At 69.7% G+C, this 15333-nt stretch carries 15 protein-coding genes; 5 read left to right on the forward strand and 10 right to left on the reverse strand.

Annotation, left to right across the window (positions count from 1 at the left end; translation table 11 throughout):
• Positions 1 to 2: 2 nt before the first annotated feature.
• The 5 genes from J3S89_RS15345 to J3S89_RS15365 all read left to right on the forward strand — a co-directional run bounded on the left by J3S89_RS15345 (position 3) and on the right by J3S89_RS15365 (position 4811).
• Positions 3 to 1259, forward strand: a complete 1257-nt coding sequence (locus tag J3S89_RS15345; protein WP_217928592.1) for a CaiB/BaiF CoA transferase family protein — start codon at positions 3 to 5, stop codon at positions 1257 to 1259.
• Positions 1256 to 2404: an NAD(P)/FAD-dependent oxidoreductase gene (locus tag J3S89_RS15350; RefSeq protein ID WP_217928593.1), complete on the forward strand. Its 1149-nt coding sequence runs from the start codon at positions 1256 to 1258 to the stop codon at positions 2402 to 2404. Before J3S89_RS15345 ends, J3S89_RS15350 begins: the two co-directional genes overlap by 4 nt.
• A gap of 13 nt (positions 2405 to 2417) precedes the next feature.
• Positions 2418 to 2717 carry a (2Fe-2S)-binding protein gene (locus tag J3S89_RS15355; protein WP_217928594.1) on the forward strand — a complete coding sequence of 100 codons (300 nt, stop codon included), beginning with the start codon at positions 2418 to 2420 and terminating at the stop codon, positions 2715 to 2717.
• Entirely contained in the window at positions 2714 to 4138 is a 1425-nt protein-coding gene (locus J3S89_RS15360; RefSeq protein WP_217928595.1) for an FAD-dependent oxidoreductase, read from the forward strand. The genes J3S89_RS15355 and J3S89_RS15360 overlap by 4 nt, the downstream gene beginning before the upstream one ends.
• A gap of 127 nt (positions 4139 to 4265) precedes the next feature.
• The gene (locus tag J3S89_RS15365; protein WP_217928596.1) at positions 4266 to 4811 is read left to right on the forward strand and encodes a carboxymuconolactone decarboxylase family protein; all 546 of its coding nucleotides are present in this window, start codon (positions 4266 to 4268) and stop codon (positions 4809 to 4811) included.
• A gap of 126 nt (positions 4812 to 4937) precedes the next feature.
• Here the strand turns inward: J3S89_RS15365 and J3S89_RS15370 are convergent, their stop codons facing one another.
• The 10 genes from J3S89_RS15370 to J3S89_RS15415 form a co-directional block, all read right to left on the reverse strand.
• On the reverse strand, positions 4938 to 5732 hold the full coding sequence (locus J3S89_RS15370) for an enoyl-CoA hydratase/isomerase family protein (RefSeq protein WP_217928597.1): 795 nt from the start codon (positions 5730 to 5732) through the stop codon (positions 4938 to 4940).
• A 69-nt stretch (positions 5733 to 5801) separates the two neighbouring features.
• A complete protein-coding gene (locus J3S89_RS15375; protein WP_217928618.1) occupies positions 5802 to 6563 on the reverse strand; it encodes an SDR family NAD(P)-dependent oxidoreductase in 762 nt (253 codons plus the stop codon).
• A 58-nt stretch (positions 6564 to 6621) separates the two neighbouring features.
• Complete coding sequence (locus J3S89_RS15380; protein ID WP_217928598.1) at positions 6622 to 7794, reverse strand: acetyl-CoA C-acyltransferase; 1173 nt, start codon at positions 7792 to 7794, stop codon at positions 6622 to 6624.
• Positions 7795 to 7828: 34 nt separating this feature from the next.
• The gene (locus J3S89_RS15385) at positions 7829 to 9637 is read right to left on the reverse strand and encodes an AMP-dependent synthetase/ligase (RefSeq protein ID WP_217928599.1); all 1809 of its coding nucleotides are present in this window, start codon (positions 9635 to 9637) and stop codon (positions 7829 to 7831) included.
• 17 nt (positions 9638 to 9654) lie between these two features.
• Positions 9655 to 10467 (reverse strand): ABC transporter ATP-binding protein, encoded by an 813-nt coding sequence (locus J3S89_RS15390; RefSeq protein ID WP_217928600.1) that lies wholly within the window; start codon positions 10465 to 10467, stop codon positions 9655 to 9657.
• 8 nt (positions 10468 to 10475) lie between these two features.
• Positions 10476 to 11645 carry an ABC transporter substrate-binding protein gene (locus tag J3S89_RS15395; RefSeq protein ID WP_217928601.1) on the reverse strand — a complete coding sequence of 390 codons (1170 nt, stop codon included), beginning with the start codon at positions 11643 to 11645 and terminating at the stop codon, positions 10476 to 10478.
• A gap of 80 nt (positions 11646 to 11725) precedes the next feature.
• On the reverse strand, positions 11726 to 12769 hold the full coding sequence (locus J3S89_RS15400; protein ID WP_217928602.1) for a branched-chain amino acid ABC transporter permease: 1044 nt from the start codon (positions 12767 to 12769) through the stop codon (positions 11726 to 11728).
• Position 12770: 1 nt separating this feature from the next.
• On the reverse strand, positions 12771 to 13658 hold the full coding sequence (locus J3S89_RS15405) for a branched-chain amino acid ABC transporter permease (RefSeq protein WP_217928603.1): 888 nt from the start codon (positions 13656 to 13658) through the stop codon (positions 12771 to 12773).
• The gene (locus J3S89_RS15410) at positions 13655 to 14479 is read right to left on the reverse strand and encodes an ABC transporter ATP-binding protein (protein WP_217928604.1); all 825 of its coding nucleotides are present in this window, start codon (positions 14477 to 14479) and stop codon (positions 13655 to 13657) included. Before J3S89_RS15410 ends, J3S89_RS15405 begins: the two co-directional genes overlap by 4 nt.
• A 68-nt stretch (positions 14480 to 14547) precedes the next feature.
• Positions 14548 to 15321: a FadR/GntR family transcriptional regulator gene (locus tag J3S89_RS15415; RefSeq protein ID WP_217928605.1), complete on the reverse strand. Its 774-nt coding sequence runs from the start codon at positions 15319 to 15321 to the stop codon at positions 14548 to 14550.
• Between the last annotated feature and the right edge of the window lie 12 nt (positions 15322 to 15333).

A 15333-nucleotide genomic window follows, 5' to 3' on the forward strand; every position in this document is an offset into this window, starting at 1 on the left:
ACATGACCGAAACCTCCTCCTCCGAAGCGCGAGGGCCGTGGTGCCCCCCCGATCCGACCGACGAGCGGCCGCTCGCGGGGCTGCGCATTCTCGAACTCGCCACCATCATCGCCGGGCCCTTCGCCGGCATGTTGTTGGCCGATTTCGGGGCCGACGTGATCAAGGTCGAACACCCCGCCGGCGACCCGGCGCGGGCGCTCGGCAACAAGAAGAACGGCTCGGCTCTGGATTGGAAACGGCTCGCCCGCAACAAGCGGCTCGTCGCTCTCGACCTGCACGATCCCGAGGCCCAGGCCACGGTGCGCGGACTGGCGGCCTCGGCCGACGTGGTGATCGAGAACTTCCGGCCGGGCACGCTGGAGCGCTGGGGGCTCGGTTGGGACCGGCTCTCGGCCGACAATCCCGGTCTCGTGCTGCTGCGGGTCACCGGCTGGGGGCAGGACGGGCCCTATGCGCCGCGACCGGGCTTCGGTTCGATCACCGAGGCCATGGCCGGCTTCGCGGCGATCAACGGCGACCGGGACGGACCGCCGCTGCTGCCCCCGTTCGGCCTCGCCGATCACCTCTCGGGCCTCTACGGCGCCTTCTCGATCCTGACCGCGCTCAGGGAACGCGACCGCTCCGGCCGGGGACAGGTGATCGATCTCGCGATCTACGAGAGTCTCTTCTCGATCCTCGGCTCGATGGTGATCGACTACGACCAGCTCGGTTTCGTCCAAGAGCGGATGGGCAACCGGGTCCACTACTCCGCGCCGCGCAACGTCTACCGCACCGCCGACGACGAATGGGTGGCCCTCTCCGGCAGCACGCCGAACACCGCGCGGCGGGTCTTCACGGTGATCGGGCGCCCGGAGCTCGCCGACGATCCGCGCTTCGTCGACAACGCCGCCCGGCTCGCCCACGCCGACGAACTCGACGCCCTGGTCGCGGAGTGGATCGGCGCCCATCCGCTCGACGAGGTGCTCACCCGATTCGAGCAGGCGGAAGTGGCTCTGGCGCCGGTGCAGGCGATGGACCGGATCTTCACCGATCCTCATTTTCTCGCACGCGAAGCGATCGTCTCGGTGCCCGATCCCGAGCTGGGACCGATCCGGATGCAGGGCGTGTTTCCGAAGCTGACCCGGACCCCCGGTCGGATCGCCTGGGCCGGTCGCCACCGCGACGCGGATCGCGCGGCGGTGCTCTCCGGGGGCGAGCCCGCCGCCGAAAGCGCCTCGCCCGAGGGATCGCCGTCTCGCGGCGGCGGCGTCGCGCCATGAGAGATCCCGTCGACGTGCTCGTGGTCGGGGGCGGCATCCACGGCCTCTCCTCGGCCCTCCATCTCGCCCGTCGCGGCGCGCGTGTCGTGCTCCTGGAAAAGGATCGCGTCGCGCGCCATGCCTCGGGGGTGAACTTCGGCGGCATTCGCCGGCTGATGCGCGACGAGGCCGAGGTGCCGCTCGCCCTCGAGGCGATCGAAAGGTGGCACCACGTCGCCGACCTTCTCGGCGCCCCGTGCGGCTTCGTCGCCAACGGGCAGTTGGTGATCGCCGAGGCGGAGGCCGACTTCGAGCGCCTGAAGCGGCGCGCGGCGCGGATGCGGTCGCTCGGCTGGACGCACGAGCAGTTGATCGAGGGCGACGACCTCTTCGAACTGGTGCCGGCCGCCGCGCGCCATTGCCGAGGCGGGCTCCACGCGCCGGGGGACGGCTCGATCAATCCCTTCGTCGCGGCGACCGCCTTCCGTCGCGCCGTCGAGGCCGCCGGAGCGACGATCCACGAAGGGGTCACGGTCGAGGCGATCGCCCGGCACGGCGACCATTGGCAGGCGACCACGGCAGGCGAGATCTTCCGCGCCCGCCATCTCGTCAATGCCGGTGGCGCCTGGGCCGGCCGGCTCGCCGCCTCGATCGGGGAGCCGGTGCCGGTGGAGGTGATCTCGCCGATGCTGACGGTCACCACGCCGCGTCCGGCCTTCCTCGGCCCCGTCGTGCTCGGTGTCACGCGGCGCTGTTCGATCCGGCAGGCGCCCAACGGCACGGTGCTGGTCGGCGGGGCTTATCAAGGCCGCCCCGACCTCGCCACCGGCCTCGCCCGCGTCGACCATCGCAATCTGAAGACCAACGCGCAGGCGGTTCTCGGTCTCTTTCCCTCGATGCGCGACGCCGCGATCGTCCGGACCTGGTCGGGGATCGAGGCGCGCACGTCGGACGATCTTCCGATTCTCGGTCCGAGCGAGACCGAGCCCGATCTCGTCCACGCCTTCGGCTTTTCCGCCCACGGCTTCGCTCTCGGCCCGGTCACCGGCGAAATCGTCGCCGATCTCGTCGTCGACGGCACCACGCGCCACCCGATCCGGCCGTTCCGAATCGGTCGCTTCACCCTGACCGACGCGGACGAGATCGTCGCCCGCATCCGCTTCTGATCGGAGGATCGCGATGTTCCGCAGACCGACCGACCTCGCCGAACGAGCGCCCCTCGCCTTCGTCTGCGACGGCCGCCCACTCACCGGCCGTGTCGGCGACACGGTCGCGGCCGCCCTGCTCGTCGCCGGCGTGGCGCATCGGCGCGACGCCGGGACGGGGGCACCGCGCGGTCCCTATTGTCTCATGGGCGCCTGCCAGGAGTGCCGCGTGACGATCGACGGCGTTTCGGATCGGCGCGCCTGCCGAGAAACGCTCGCCGAAGGGATGGTGATCGAGACGCGCTCGCCGCTCGACCGGAAGGAAATCCCATGAACGTGCCCCTCGCGTCCTCCTTCGGCGACGTGCCGGAGGGTCCTGTCGATCTGGCGATCGTCGGCGCCGGCCCGGCCGGCCTGCGGGCCGCGATCACCGCCGCCGAGAACGGTCTCGCCGTCCTCCTGATCGACGACCATCCCGCGATCGGCGGCCAGATCCACCACGGTCTCCTCACCTCGCCGCTGCCCGAAGGGGCCGTCGCCGCAGCCGATCGGGACCACGTCCGACGTCTCGACGCGCGGATCGCGGCGTTGTCGATCCACCGGCTGCGGACCACGTCCGTCTGGTCGATCGAGCCGACGGACGGGGGCTTCGAACTCGGCGTCACGCGCGACGGGGCCGCCCGTCTGATCGGCGCACGCCGGGTGATTCTGGCGACCGGCACCCACGAGCGTCCCCTGCCGATCCCCGGCTGGACATTGCCCGGCGTATTGACGGCCGGCGCCGCTCAGCGCGCGCTGAAGGCGCAGGGTCTGGTGCCGGACGGACGCGTCGTCCTTGCCGGATCCGGGCCCCTGCTCCTTCTCGTGGCGAGCCAACTCCTCGCCGCCGGCGCCGAGGTGGTCGCCGTCGTCGATACGACGCCGCACGCGAACCTCGCGCATGCCGCCGCCGCTCTGCCGCGCTTCCTCCCGTCGCCGCCGGCGGCGCGGGGTCTCCGGCTGGCGTGGACGGTCGCGCGCGGAACCGAACTCGTCCTCGGCGCCCGCGATCCGCAGGTCTCCGGCGAGGGGCGGGCGTCCGGGCTTTCGTTCGTCGCCGGGCGTCACCGGCGCGAAATCGCCGCCGACGTGGTGTTGCTCCATGCGGGTCTCCTGCCCGACACGGTTCTCGCGCGCGCCGCCGGTTGCGACCTCGCCTGGGACGAGACGCTGCGGGGCTTCCGCCCGGTCCGCGACGACGACCTCGAGACGTCGCGGCCCGGTCTGGCGATCGCCGGTGACGGAGGCGACATCGGCGGGGCGGAGATCGCCGCCCTCGAAGGGGAGATCGCGGCGCTCGCCGCCGCCCGCGCCCTCGGCCGAACGGTCACGGCCGACCGGAGGGCCGCTCTGCACCGCCGCCGTCGGCGGCTCGCCCGGAGCCGCGCCTTCGTCGATCGCCTCTGGCGGATCGGCGACGAAACGGCGGCGCCGACGAACGACGCGACGATCGTCTGTCGTTGCGAGAGCCTGACCGCCGGGGCGATCGCCGAGGCGGCGGCCGATCCCTGCCTGCAACCCGATCAGATCAAGTCGCTGCTCCGCGTCGGCATGGGTCCGTGTCACGGCCGTCAATGCCTGACCGTGCTTACGGAAATCGTCGCCCGCGAGCGCGGACTTTCGCCGTCGGCGGTCGGGCTGCCGCGCGCCCGCACGCCGGCCGGACCTCTGCGTCTCGGCGAACTCGCCGAACTCGAGTGGAGCCGACCGGCATGACCCGCCCCCCGTGCGGCGGCGCCGATGGCCCGGTGGCGCGGCCGGCGACCCGTTCGAGCGCCGCGCCTCGGCGCGGCGCGTTCCATCCCCCCCGATCGACCTCGATAGACCCGAGAAAGGACATCCGATGCCCGAAGCCCTGATCCGCCCCCTCCCCGACACGGCGTTCACGCCGGAGCAGACGGCCGCCTACGATCGCAAGATCGCCCGTGACGGCCGCGTCACCAACATGCAGCGCACGCTCCTCCATTCGGTGCCGTCGTTCGACGCCTATATCGGGTGGTACGACCTGCGCGACATCGTGGTGCCGGTCTTCGGCGAGCGCGCGATCTGGATCTTCTGCCACACGATCTCGGCCGGCACCGACTGCCTGATCTGTTCGACCTTCTTCCGTCGGCTGCTGATCGACGCCGGCCTGTCGCCGGAAACCTACGAGCCGAGCGAAACCGAGCGCCTGCTCGAGTCCCTCGGCCGCACCTTCGTCGCCGGGGGGCACGGCGTCGATCCGGCGACCTGGTCGGCGCTCAGGGCCGGGTACACCGACGAGCAACTCGTGGCGCTGGTGTCGTTCGGCGGGCTGATGGTGGCGAACAACCTCTTCAACAACCTTCTGAATCCGCCCCTCGACGAATACCTGCACGACTACCGCAAGCCGGCGTCGGTCGACGCCTGACCCGAGGCAGACCCGGAGGATCGGCGACGATCCGACCGTCGCCGACTTCGTCGATCGCGTCCCCTTCCCGGTCGCCGGGGCCGGCGTCTTCGACGATCGCCGCGGCGCGTCGCGCCGGGGCCGGGCTCAGCGGCCGCGGAAGGACGGCGGGCGCTTGGCGAGGAAGGCGGCGACGCCCTCGCGGAAATCGGCCGTCCCGGTCCCCGCGACGAAGGCGGCGCGTTCGGCTTCCAGTTGCTCGGCGAGGCGGCGCGACGGTGCCTCGTCGAGGAGGCGCTTGAAACGGCCGAAGGCGTGCGTCGGTCCGCGCGCGATCGCCTCCGCCAGAGCCTGCCCGCGCGCCTCGAGTTCGCCCGCCGGCACCACTTCGGTGACGATGCCGATGTCGCGTGCCTCGGTCGCGGTCAATCGGCGGCCGGTCAGCATCAGTTCGAAGGCGCGCGCGCGGCCGACCCGGCGCTCCAGAAACCACGTGCCGCCGCAGTCTGGCGTGGCGCCGAGCCGGTCGTAGGCGACGAGGAAGGCCGCCGTCTCCTCCGCAACCACCACGTCGGCGCCGAGCACGAAGGAGAAGCCCGCGCCGGCGGCCGCGCCGCGCACCAGCGCCACGACCGGGGCCGGCGCCGCGCGCAAGGCCAGCACCGCCGGATGGACCGCATCGAGAAGCCCATGGACGATCGCCGCGACGTCCTCGCCCGCCGCCGCGAAGGAGCCGACGTCGCCGCCCGCCATGAAGGCGCGGCCGGCGCCCGAGAGCACGATCACCCGGACGTCCGGATCGCGCGTCACCCGCTCGACCGCCGCCGCGAAGGCCCGCGCCGTGGCGAGGTCGAGCGCGTTCAGCACCTCGGGGCGTTCGAAACGCAGCGTGGCGACGCCGGTCGCCGGGTCGATCAGGCAGGAGACGAGGTCGGAAGCCATCGCAGGGTCTCACTCGAGAGGCGGATCGTCGAACGCGGTCGGCGGGGTCGTCCCGTCAGGCGGCGGGGGTCATTTCGGCGCCATGCGCAGCGCGCCGTCGAGGCGGATCACCTCGCCGTTCAGCATGGGATTGTCGACGATGGCGAGCGCCAGCTTGGCATATTCGGAGGGGCGGCCGAGCCGCGAGGGGAAGGGCACCGAGGCGCCGAGACTGTCCTGCACCGCCTGCGGCAGGCCACGCAGCATGGCGGTCTCGAAGATGCCCGGCGCGATGGTGCAGACGCGGATCCCGACCTGGGCGAGCTCGCGGGCGATCGGCAGCGTCATGCCGACGACGCCACCCTTCGAGGCGGCGTAGGAGGCCTGACCGATCTGGCCGTCGAAGGCGGCGATCGAGGCGGTGTTGACGACGACGCCGCGTTCGCCGTCCTCGTTCGGCGCGAGCGTCGCGGCGCCGGCGGCGACCAGACGGATCAGGTTGAAGGTGCCGATCAGGTTGACCTCGATGCCGCGCCGGAAGTCGTCGAGGGCCATGGGGCCGGTCTTGCCGACGACGCGGGCGCCGGGCGCGATGCCGGCGCAATTGATCAGGATCCGCGCCGGACCGTGAGCGGCCGCCGCCGCGGCCACCGCCGTCTCGGCGCTCTCGGCGCTCGACACGTCGCATTTCACGGCGATGCCGCCGATCTCGGCCGCCACCGTCTCCGCCGCCGCGAAATTGAAGTCGAGGATGGCGACCTTCGCGCCCGCCGCCGCCAGCGCCCGAGCCGTCGCCTCGCCCAACCCCGAACCGCCACCCGTGACGATCGCCGTCTGCCCCTGAACCCGCATCGAATCTACCCTCTTCAATCGTCGTCTCGTGTTCGCCCGTGCGCGTGGCCCGAAGCCCTCACACCAGTTCGAAGGCCATCGCGGTCGCCTCGCCGCCGCCGATGCAGAGGCTGGCGACGCCGCGCTTCAGGCCGCGCGCCTTCAGCGCCGCGAGCAGCGTCACCACGATGCGCGCGCCCGAGGCGCCGATCGGATGGCCGAGCGCGCAGGCGCCGCCGTTGACGTTGACCGTCTCGTGGGCGAGCCCCATCTCGCGCATGGCGATCAGCGCCACCACCGCGAAGGCCTCGTTGATCTCCCAGAGATCGACGTCGCCCCGGGTCCAGCCGACTCGATCGAGCAGCTTCTCCATCGCGCCGACCGGCGCCGTGGTGAACCACGCCGGTTCGGCCGCGTGGCCGGCGTGGCCCTTGATCACCGCGAGCGGCGTCAGCCCGCGCTTCTCGGCCTCCGACATCCGCATCAGGGTCAGCGCCGCCGCGCCGTCGGAGATCGAGGAGGAATTGGCCGCCGTCACCGTGCCGCCGTCGCGGAAGGCCGGCTTCAGCTGACGGATCTTCTCGGGCTTCGCCTTGCCCGGCTGTTCGTCGATCGCGATCTCGCCCGCCTTGGTGGCGACCGGCACCACCTCCTCGGCGAAGCCGCCGGAGGCGATCGCGGCGAGCGAACGTTCGAGCGAGGCGAGCGCGTAGTCGTCCTGCGCCTCGCGGGTGAACTGGAAATGCGCCGCCGCGTCCTCGGCGAAGGTGCCCATCAGGCGACCCTTGGCGTAGGCGTCCTCGAGCCCGTCGAAGAACATGTGGTCGATCACCCGGCCGTGGCCGAGCCGGTAGCCGCCGCGCGCCCGGTCGAGCAGATAGGGGGCGTTGGACATGCTCTCCATGCCGCCGGCGACCACCACCCTCGCGCTGCCGGCGGCGATGGTGTCGTGGCCGAGCATCAAGGCCTTCATGCCCGATCCGCAGACCTTGCCGACGGTCGTCGACGGCACCGAGATCGGCAGACCGGCGCCGAGCACCGCCTGACGCGCCGGCGCCTGACCGACGCCGGCCGGCAGCACGCAGCCGACGAAGGCCTCGTCGACGTCGTCGCCGGAAAGACCGGCACGAGCGACCGCCGCTCGGATGGCGGTCGCGCCGAGGTCGGTCGCGCTCCTGCCGGCGAAATCCCCCTGGAAGCCGCCCATCGGGGTGCGGGCGGCGGAAGCGACGACGATCGGATCGGTGGACATGGCGAACCTCTGCTCGGATTGGATCGGGCCGTGGTCACGCCGAGGCGTAGAGCCCGGCGATTTCGGCGGCATATTTGGTCTGGATGTTGGAACGGCGGACCTTCATCGTCGCCGTCACCTCGTCGTCGTCGTGGTCGAGTTCCTTGGTCAGGAGGTGGAACTTGCGGATGTGCGAGACCTGGGCGAGGCCGGCGTTGGCGATCGCCACCTCGTGCTCGATCATCTCGCGCACCTTCGGGTTCTCGACCAGACTGCGGAAATGGGTGAAGGCTATGCCCTGCTCCTCGGCCCATTTCGACACCGTCTCGAAATCGATCTGGATCAGCGCGGAGACGTATTTCTTCGCCTCGCCGATGACGATGCACTCCTTGACGTAGGGGCTCGCCTTGACGGTGTTCTCGATCTCCGACGGCGACAGGTTCTTGCCGCCGGCGGTGATCATGATGTCCTTGAGGCGGTCGACGATGCGGTATTCGCCGTCGATCTCGGCGACGACGTCGCCGGTGTGGAGCCAGCCGTCGACGATCGCCGCCTTCGTCGCCGCCTCGTTCTTGTAGTAGCCGGCGAAGACCATGTCGCCCTTGACCAGCAACTCGTCGAAGTCGCCGCGCTTCAGCTCGACCCCGGCCGCCGCCGCGCCGACCGAGCCGGGCACCAGCCGGTCGAGCTTCTGCGCGGTGACGAGGCCCGAGGTCTCGGTGGCGCCGTAGACCTCGATCAGCGGCACGCCGAGCGTGCGGAAGAAGCGCACGATCTTGGGGCTGATCGGCGCCGCGCCGGTCAGAGCGATCTTCGCGCGCCGAAGGCCGATGAAGTTGAGGAGCGCCCGGAAGACGAGCACATGGGCGAGCCACGCGGTCACCCGCTGGGGGAGCGTGCGCTCGGCCGGCGGCACCTCGGCGAAGGGCTCGCAGGCGGCGTAGAAGCCGTCGAAGAGCTTCTTTCGGAGGCCGCCCGCCTCCATCGTCTTGATGTGGATCGACGAGGCGAGCTTCTCCCAGATGCGCGGCACGCCGAGGAACATCGAGGGCGCCACCTCGCGCAGGTCCTCCTGGACGGTGCGCAGGCTCTCGCCGAAATCGATGCGACTGCCGAGATGGAGCGGCGCCACCGTCGTCAGCATCTGCTCGGCGACGTGGCAGAGCGGCAGGTAGGAGAGATGGCTGGTGTCGGCGTCGAGGCCGAGGCGCTCGATCACCGCGATCGCCTCGGCGCGCAGGTTGCGCCAGCTCAGCATCGCCCCCTTGGGCCGGCCGGTCGAGCCGGAGGTGTAGATCATCAGCCCGATGTCGGCGAGGGTCTGGCGGGCGAGCCGCTCCTCGACGAGGCGCGGCCGGTCCCTCTCCTCGGCGCGGCCGAGCTCCTCGACGGTGGCGAAGGAGAGCACCAGATCGGCCGGATAGGCGCGCATGCCCTTGGTCTCGATCACCACGATGCGCTGCAGACGGGGCAGCTCGTGGCGCTTCTCGAGGACCTTGTCGACCTGTTCCTGATCCTCGCAGACGACGATCTCGGCGTCGCAGTGGCCGAGCACATAGGCGACCTCGACTGCCGGCGAGGTGGCGTAGACGCCGACCGTCACCGCGCCGACGAGGCCGGCGCCGAGCTGCGCCAGCACCCATTCGACCCGGTTCTCGGAGAGCACGGCGACATGGCCCTTCTCGGGAACCCCGAGAGCGGTGAGGCCGAGGCCGAAATGGGAGGCGCGTTCGAAGTAGCGCGCCCAGGAGAGCGGCCGCCAGATGCCGAATTCCTTCTGGCGAACGGCGGTGCGATCCGGCCGCAGGCGGGCCTGTTCGCGCAGCATCTGCGGCAGGGTGAGCTCGGGAAGGGTCGGAATCATGGAACGTCCTCGCGCCGTCAGGAGAGCCAGCGCTTGCGGCGCTTGTAGTGCTTGATTTCGCGGAAGCTCTTCTCCTCGCCGTTCGAACCGCCGAGACCGAGATAGAACTCGCGCACGTCCTGGTCCCGCATCAGTTTCTCGACCGGGCCGTCGATGACGATCTTGCCGGTCTCCATGATGTAGCCGGAGTGCGAGACCGCCATGGCGATCGCCGCGTTCTGCTCGACGAGCAGCATCGAGACGCCGCGTTCGCGGTTGATGCGGGCGATGATGGTGAAGATCTCTTCGGTGAGCCGGGGCGAGAGGCCGAGCGACGGCTCGTCGAGGAGGATGAGCTTCGGCTCGGCGATCAGCGCCCGGCCGATGGCGAGCATCTGCTGCTCGCCGCCGGAGAGATAGCCGGCCCGGCCCGACCGCCGCTCGTGGAGCCGCGGGAAATATTCGTAGACGAGATCGAAGGACGGCTTGCCGAGGTCCCGGCGCCCGGAGCGGGCGAAGGTGGCGGCGACGAGATTCTCCTCGACCGTCAGGTCCTCGAAGATCCGCCGCCCCTCCATCACGTGGAAGAGCCCCCGCCGCACCAGACCGTGCGGCGTGAGATGGGAGACGTCGTCTCCGTCGAAGGTGATGCGGCCGGCGGTGACCGCGCCGTCCTCGAGGGCGAGCAGGTTGGAGACGGCCTTGAGCGTCGTCGACTTGCCCGCCCCGTTGGAGCCGAGCAGGGCGACCACCTCGCCCCGGGGAACCCGGAGCGAGAGGCCACGCAGCACCTGGACCGTGTGGTTGTAGACCACTTCGATGTTGGCGATCTCGAGGATGGCGTCGGTCATCGCGTCTCTCACTTTCCGAGCTGGATCCAGTCGGAGTTCGGCAGCATCGCCTTCTTGACCGCGTCGTAGCGGTAGACGCGGCCGACCGGGATCGAATTGCCGGTGATCGTGATCGGCGTGCCGATGATGCCGCCGGTGTCGAAGTCCTTGATGGAGTTGAGCGCGGCCTTGAGGTTGGGGCCGTTCAGCTCCTTGCCGCCCTCGAGCACGCGCTTGGCCGACTCGAGATAGAGCATCGTCGTCAGGAAGCCCTGGAGGTAGGGCGTCGACTGGTACTCCGGACGCATCGCCCGGATCTTCTCCAGCATCGGCGACTTGCCCTCGGCGTCGTAGTAGTAGCGATAGGGCATCACGCCCATGAAGCCGTCGGCGGCCTCGCCGACCTTGCCCCAGAGCGAATTGTCCATCGACCAGAACGTGCCCATGAACTTGGTCTTCAGGCCGAGCTGCTTGGCCTGGTTCATGAACTCCGGCAGGGGCGCCAGCACGTAGCCGTGGAAGATGGTGAAGTCCGGATCGGCGCGGCGCAGCTTGAGGATCTCGGTCGAGACGTCGACGGCGGTCGGCGGGGTGACGATCTTGACCACCACGTCGAGGCCGAGCTTCTTGGCGTGCGCCTCGGAGGGGCCGATCGGATCGCGGCCGAACTCGGTGTCGGAGTGGACGAAGGCGATCTTGGCGCCGGGTTTGGTCTTGGCGATGTACTGCAGCAGGATGCCGACCATCTCGGTGTAGTCGGGTCCCGCCATGAACTGCAGCGGATAGGCCTTGGGATCGTTCAGCTCGGTGGCGAAGGAGGCGCCGGCCATCATCATCGTGCCCAGGCGGTTCAGCTCGGGGTTGATGGTCTTGGCGAAGCCGGTGGAGTCTCCGTAGTAGAGATTGACCTTGTTCTGGCTGGTGAGCTTGTTGAACACCGCGACCGACTGATCGACCTTGTAGGCGGTGTCCTCGGCCACGTAGACGACCTTGCGCCCGGCGATGCCGCCGGCGTCGTTGACGATCTTCACGTAGTCTTGGATGCCCGCGTGGACGCCGATGCCGGCGAAGGCGAAGACGCCGGTGAGCGGCATCGATCCGGCGATGACGATGTCGTCGGCGGCGCGCGCCGGCGCCCCGGCGAGCGTGGTGGCGGTGGCGAGCGCCAGGGCGAGGGCCGTGCGTCGAGTGATGCTCATGGGTTTCCTCCGAAGTTTCTTTTGATTTTCGGTCTGCGGATTTCCGCCGGTCGCGTCGAGGCGGCCGACCCTGTCGGGCCTCAGGTCTTGAACGGCCACAGATGGAAGAAGCGACGGATGCGGCGCCAGATCTCGGCGAGCCCGTGCGGCTCGAAGATCAGGAAGCCGATGATCAGACCGCCGAAGACGATGGTGCGGACCGGCGACAGCAGCGCCACGGCGTCCGAGAGGAAGGGCGACATCACGCCCACGCCGAGCTTCAGGACCTCCGGCACCATGGTCATGAACACCGCGCCGAGGATCGAGCCCAGGATCGAGCCCATGCCGCCGACGATGACGGCGGCGAGGAAGAAGATCGAATAGACGAAGGGGAAGCTCTCCGGCGTCACCACACGGAAGAAATAGGCCCACAGTCCGCCCGCCACACCGGCGTAGAAGGAGGAGAGCGCGAAACTCATCAGCTTGTACCGGAGCAGCGGGATGCCCAGCACCTCGGCCGAGATGTCGCGGTCGCGGATGGCGATGAAGGCCCGGCCGATGCGGGTGCGAAAGAGGTTGGAGGCCGAGAACACGGCGAGGAAGGCGATCGGCACGATCAGGAAGTAGAGCGCGAACGGCCGTCCGAACTCAACGCCGAGGATGCTCGCCGGCGGCAGCGAGATGCCGCTGACCCCATGGGTGACGGAGTTCCAGTTGGCGAAGACGAAGTGGAGGATGAAGGAGGAGGCGATCGTCGCGATGGCGAGATAGAGGCCCTTCACCCGGAGCGAGGGGATGCCGACCACCGCGCCGACCGCCGCGGTGATCGCGCCGGCGGCGATCAGATTGAGGAGGACCGGCGTGCCGAAGCGCGTCTCCGCCACCGCCACCGTATAGGCGCCGACCCCCATGAAGGCGGCCTGGCCGAGCGAGACGAGGCCGGTGAAGCCGGTGACGATGTTGAGCCCGGTCACCGAGATGACGTGGATGGCGACGAGGCAGGCCATGTAGAGCCAGTATTCGTTCGCCGTGAAGGGGAAGAGCGCGCAGACGGCGACGAAGAGGGCGAGCCAGACGCGCTGCGTCGGCGTGTCGAACAGCGCCTCGTCGGCGGCGTAACTCTCTTTGGCGGTGGCGATACGCATGTCAGAGCCTCTCGATCTCGACCGTGCCGAAGAGCCCGTAGGGCCTGACCATCAGCACCGCGATGAGCAGGCCGAAGGTGATCAACGTCTTGAATTCGCCGCCGAGGTAGGTCCCGGTCCAGGCTTCGATCAGCCCGACCAGAACCCCGCCGATCAGCGCGCCGACCACGGAATCGAGCCCGCCGACGATGACGACGACCAGCGCCGACAGGCCGAAGATGCCCATGGCGGGCGAGATGCCACCGACCGCGCCGACCAGGATGCCGGCGCCGGCCGCCGCCACACCGGCGAAGACCCAGGCCATCGAGAACACCACCGGCACGTCGATGCCGCAGGAATAGGCCGCGCCCTGATCGGTGGCGGTGGCGCGCAGCGCCACGCCGCCGCGCCAGAAGCGGAAGGCGAGGATGAAGAGCGTGATCACCGTCGCCGCCACCGCGAAGCCGATGACGATCTTGCGCGACACGTAGGCCGGCCCGAGGAACACCGGCGAGGTGCCCATGAAGTCCGGCAGTTGCGCCGGATCCGCGCCCCACAGCAGTTCGACGGCGCCGATCAGCACCGAGCCGAGCCCGATCGTCACCATCAGCACCGAGATCGCGCTCTCCCCCAGCATCGGCCGGATCACCGCGCGCTCGATCACCGCGCCGAGCAGACCGCCACAGGCGAGCGCGGCGGGAACCGCCGCCCACCACGGCAGGCCGAGGCCGGCGGAGAAGGAGAAGAAGGCATAGGCGCCGATCATCAGCATCTCGCCGATGGCGAGGTTCACCGCCCGCGTCGCCTTGTAGATCAACACGAAGGACAGGCCGGTCAGCGCCAGGAGCGCGCCGGAGCCGAGCCCGGCGAGCGACACCTCGAGGAAGAAGAGCCAATCGAAATCGATCATGCCGCGACCTCCCCCTGCACGGTGCGGCGAAGCACCTCGACGTCGCCCGAGCCGAGATAGGCGCGGATCACGTCTTCGTTCGACGTGACCTCGGCGGGCTTTCCGGCCGCGATCACCTGACCGAAATTCAGCACCACGACATGGTCCGACAGGTCCATCACCAGCCCCATGTCGTGTTCGACCATCAGGATGGTCACGCCCCATTCCTCCTTCACGTCGAGGATGAAGCGGGCCATGTCCTCGGTCTCCTCGCGGTTCATTCCGGCGACCGGCTCGTCGAGCATCAGGATCTTCGGCTTCATCGCGAGCGCGCGGGCGAGTTCGACCCGCTTGCGCAGGCCGTAGGCGAGCGAGGCCACCGGCTTGTTGCGGATGTGGTCGATCTCGAGGAAGTCGATGATCTTCTCCTCGACCTCGGCGCGCAGTTCCGTCTCCTCGCGGCGGGCGCGGCCGAAATAGGCGAGCGCGTCGAAGAGCGACGTCTTCATGTGCGCGTGACGGCCGAGCTTGATGTTGTCGAGCACGGTCATGCCGCGGAAGAGGGCGATGTTCTGGAAGGTGCGGGCGAGCCCGAGCTCGGCCCGCTGCGGTGGATGCAGGTGGCCGATGTCGGTGCCCTGGAAACGGATCGCGCCGCTCTTCGGCCGATAGAAGCCGGAGATGCAGTTGAACATCGAGGTCTTGCCGGCGCCGTTGGGGCCGATGATCGCCGTCACGGAGCCCTTCGGCACCGTGTAGGACACGTCGGTCAGCACCTTGAGGCCGCCGAAGGCCAGCGACAGATCGCGCACCTCGAGAATCGGCTCGCTCACATCACTCATGTTTCCTCCCAGTCCCGCCGCGGCGCCTTTTCGCGCTCTCGGGGACGATGTCGTGCCGTTCGTGTGGTTCATTCCCCCGGCGGCGCCAGGGTGCGGGCGTAGACCCGCTCCACCGGCTCGTCGAGGTCGCGCCCCGCCCTTTCGAAGCCCTTGCGCCAATCGACGAGATGTCGCCGCATCCAGGTCGCCGCCGCCGCCGCGTCATGGGCCCGGAGCGCGTCCAGGATCAGACGATGTGCCTGCAACATGCGTGGCGCGCCTTCCGGCAGACGCCGGCAGATCATCTCGGCGGTGGGAAAGAACAACAGGCTCGCCGGTTCGCGCGCGAGTTCCAACACGCGGTTGCCGGCCGCCTTGGCGAGAAGGGCATGAAAATCCGTATCGAGTTCGCAGAGCCGCACGGGGTCGTCCATGACCGCCTCGGACTCCGCGATGTTCTTCTCCATCGCCGCGAGGCTCTCCTCGCCGACGTTGACGACGGCATGGGCGACGGTCGCCATCTCGAGCGCCAGGGTGGCGTCGTAGAGTTCGCGAAAGGTCACCTCGTGCAGCACCATGGCGCGGCTCATGCGCGACGACAGACGCGAGTAGCGCGGCAGGCTGGCATAGAGCCGGCGATCCGGCCCCCGACTGACGTAGCCGCCCTCCTCCAGCGCGCGAATGCCCTCGCGCACCGTCGATCGATTGACGCCGAACTGGCGGCCGAGCTCGACCTCGGTGCCGATCGCCTCGCCCGCGCGCAGACGCCCGGTGACGATCTCGCGCTCGATCGCCTCGGCCACCAGCCGATAGGCCGCCGGCATCTGGATCTTCTCGAAACGCTCGCTGCCACCCGCCGCCATCACGCCGCTTCC

It is taken from the genome of Pinisolibacter aquiterrae, from assembly GCF_019160155.1.
In the GTDB taxonomy this organism is placed as follows: domain Bacteria; phylum Pseudomonadota; class Alphaproteobacteria; order Rhizobiales; family Ancalomicrobiaceae; genus Pinisolibacter; species Pinisolibacter aquiterrae.

Excerpts from the sequence above, each read along its gene's own strand:
- J3S89_RS15345 (WP_217928592.1), top strand. The coding sequence starts at position 3 with ATGACCGAAACCTCCTCCTCCGAAGCGCGAGGGCCGTGGTGCCCCCCC.
- J3S89_RS15350 (WP_217928593.1), top strand. The coding sequence starts at position 1,256 with ATGAGAGATCCCGTCGACGTGCTCGTGGTCGGGGGCGGCATCCACGGC.
- J3S89_RS15355 (WP_217928594.1), top strand. The coding sequence starts at position 2,418 with ATGTTCCGCAGACCGACCGACCTCGCCGAACGAGCGCCCCTCGCCTTC.
- J3S89_RS15360 (WP_217928595.1), top strand. The coding sequence starts at position 2,714 with ATGAACGTGCCCCTCGCGTCCTCCTTCGGCGACGTGCCGGAGGGTCCT.
- J3S89_RS15365 (WP_217928596.1), top strand. The coding sequence starts at position 4,266 with ATGCCCGAAGCCCTGATCCGCCCCCTCCCCGACACGGCGTTCACGCCG.
- J3S89_RS15370 (WP_217928597.1), bottom strand. The coding sequence starts at position 5,732 with ATGGCTTCCGACCTCGTCTCCTGCCTGATCGACCCGGCGACCGGCGTC.
- J3S89_RS15375 (WP_217928618.1), bottom strand. The coding sequence starts at position 6,563 with ATGCGGGTTCAGGGGCAGACGGCGATCGTCACGGGTGGCGGTTCGGGG.
- J3S89_RS15380 (WP_217928598.1), bottom strand. The coding sequence starts at position 7,794 with ATGTCCACCGATCCGATCGTCGTCGCTTCCGCCGCCCGCACCCCGATG.
- J3S89_RS15385 (WP_217928599.1), bottom strand. The coding sequence starts at position 9,637 with ATGATTCCGACCCTTCCCGAGCTCACCCTGCCGCAGATGCTGCGCGAA.
- J3S89_RS15390 (WP_217928600.1), bottom strand. The coding sequence starts at position 10,467 with ATGACCGACGCCATCCTCGAGATCGCCAACATCGAAGTGGTCTACAAC.
- J3S89_RS15395 (WP_217928601.1), bottom strand. The coding sequence starts at position 11,645 with ATGAGCATCACTCGACGCACGGCCCTCGCCCTGGCGCTCGCCACCGCC.
- J3S89_RS15400 (WP_217928602.1), bottom strand. The coding sequence starts at position 12,769 with ATGCGTATCGCCACCGCCAAAGAGAGTTACGCCGCCGACGAGGCGCTG.
- J3S89_RS15405 (WP_217928603.1), bottom strand. The coding sequence starts at position 13,658 with ATGATCGATTTCGATTGGCTCTTCTTCCTCGAGGTGTCGCTCGCCGGG.
- J3S89_RS15410 (WP_217928604.1), bottom strand. The coding sequence starts at position 14,479 with ATGAGTGATGTGAGCGAGCCGATTCTCGAGGTGCGCGATCTGTCGCTG.
- J3S89_RS15415 (WP_217928605.1), bottom strand. The coding sequence starts at position 15,321 with ATGGCGGCGGGTGGCAGCGAGCGTTTCGAGAAGATCCAGATGCCGGCG.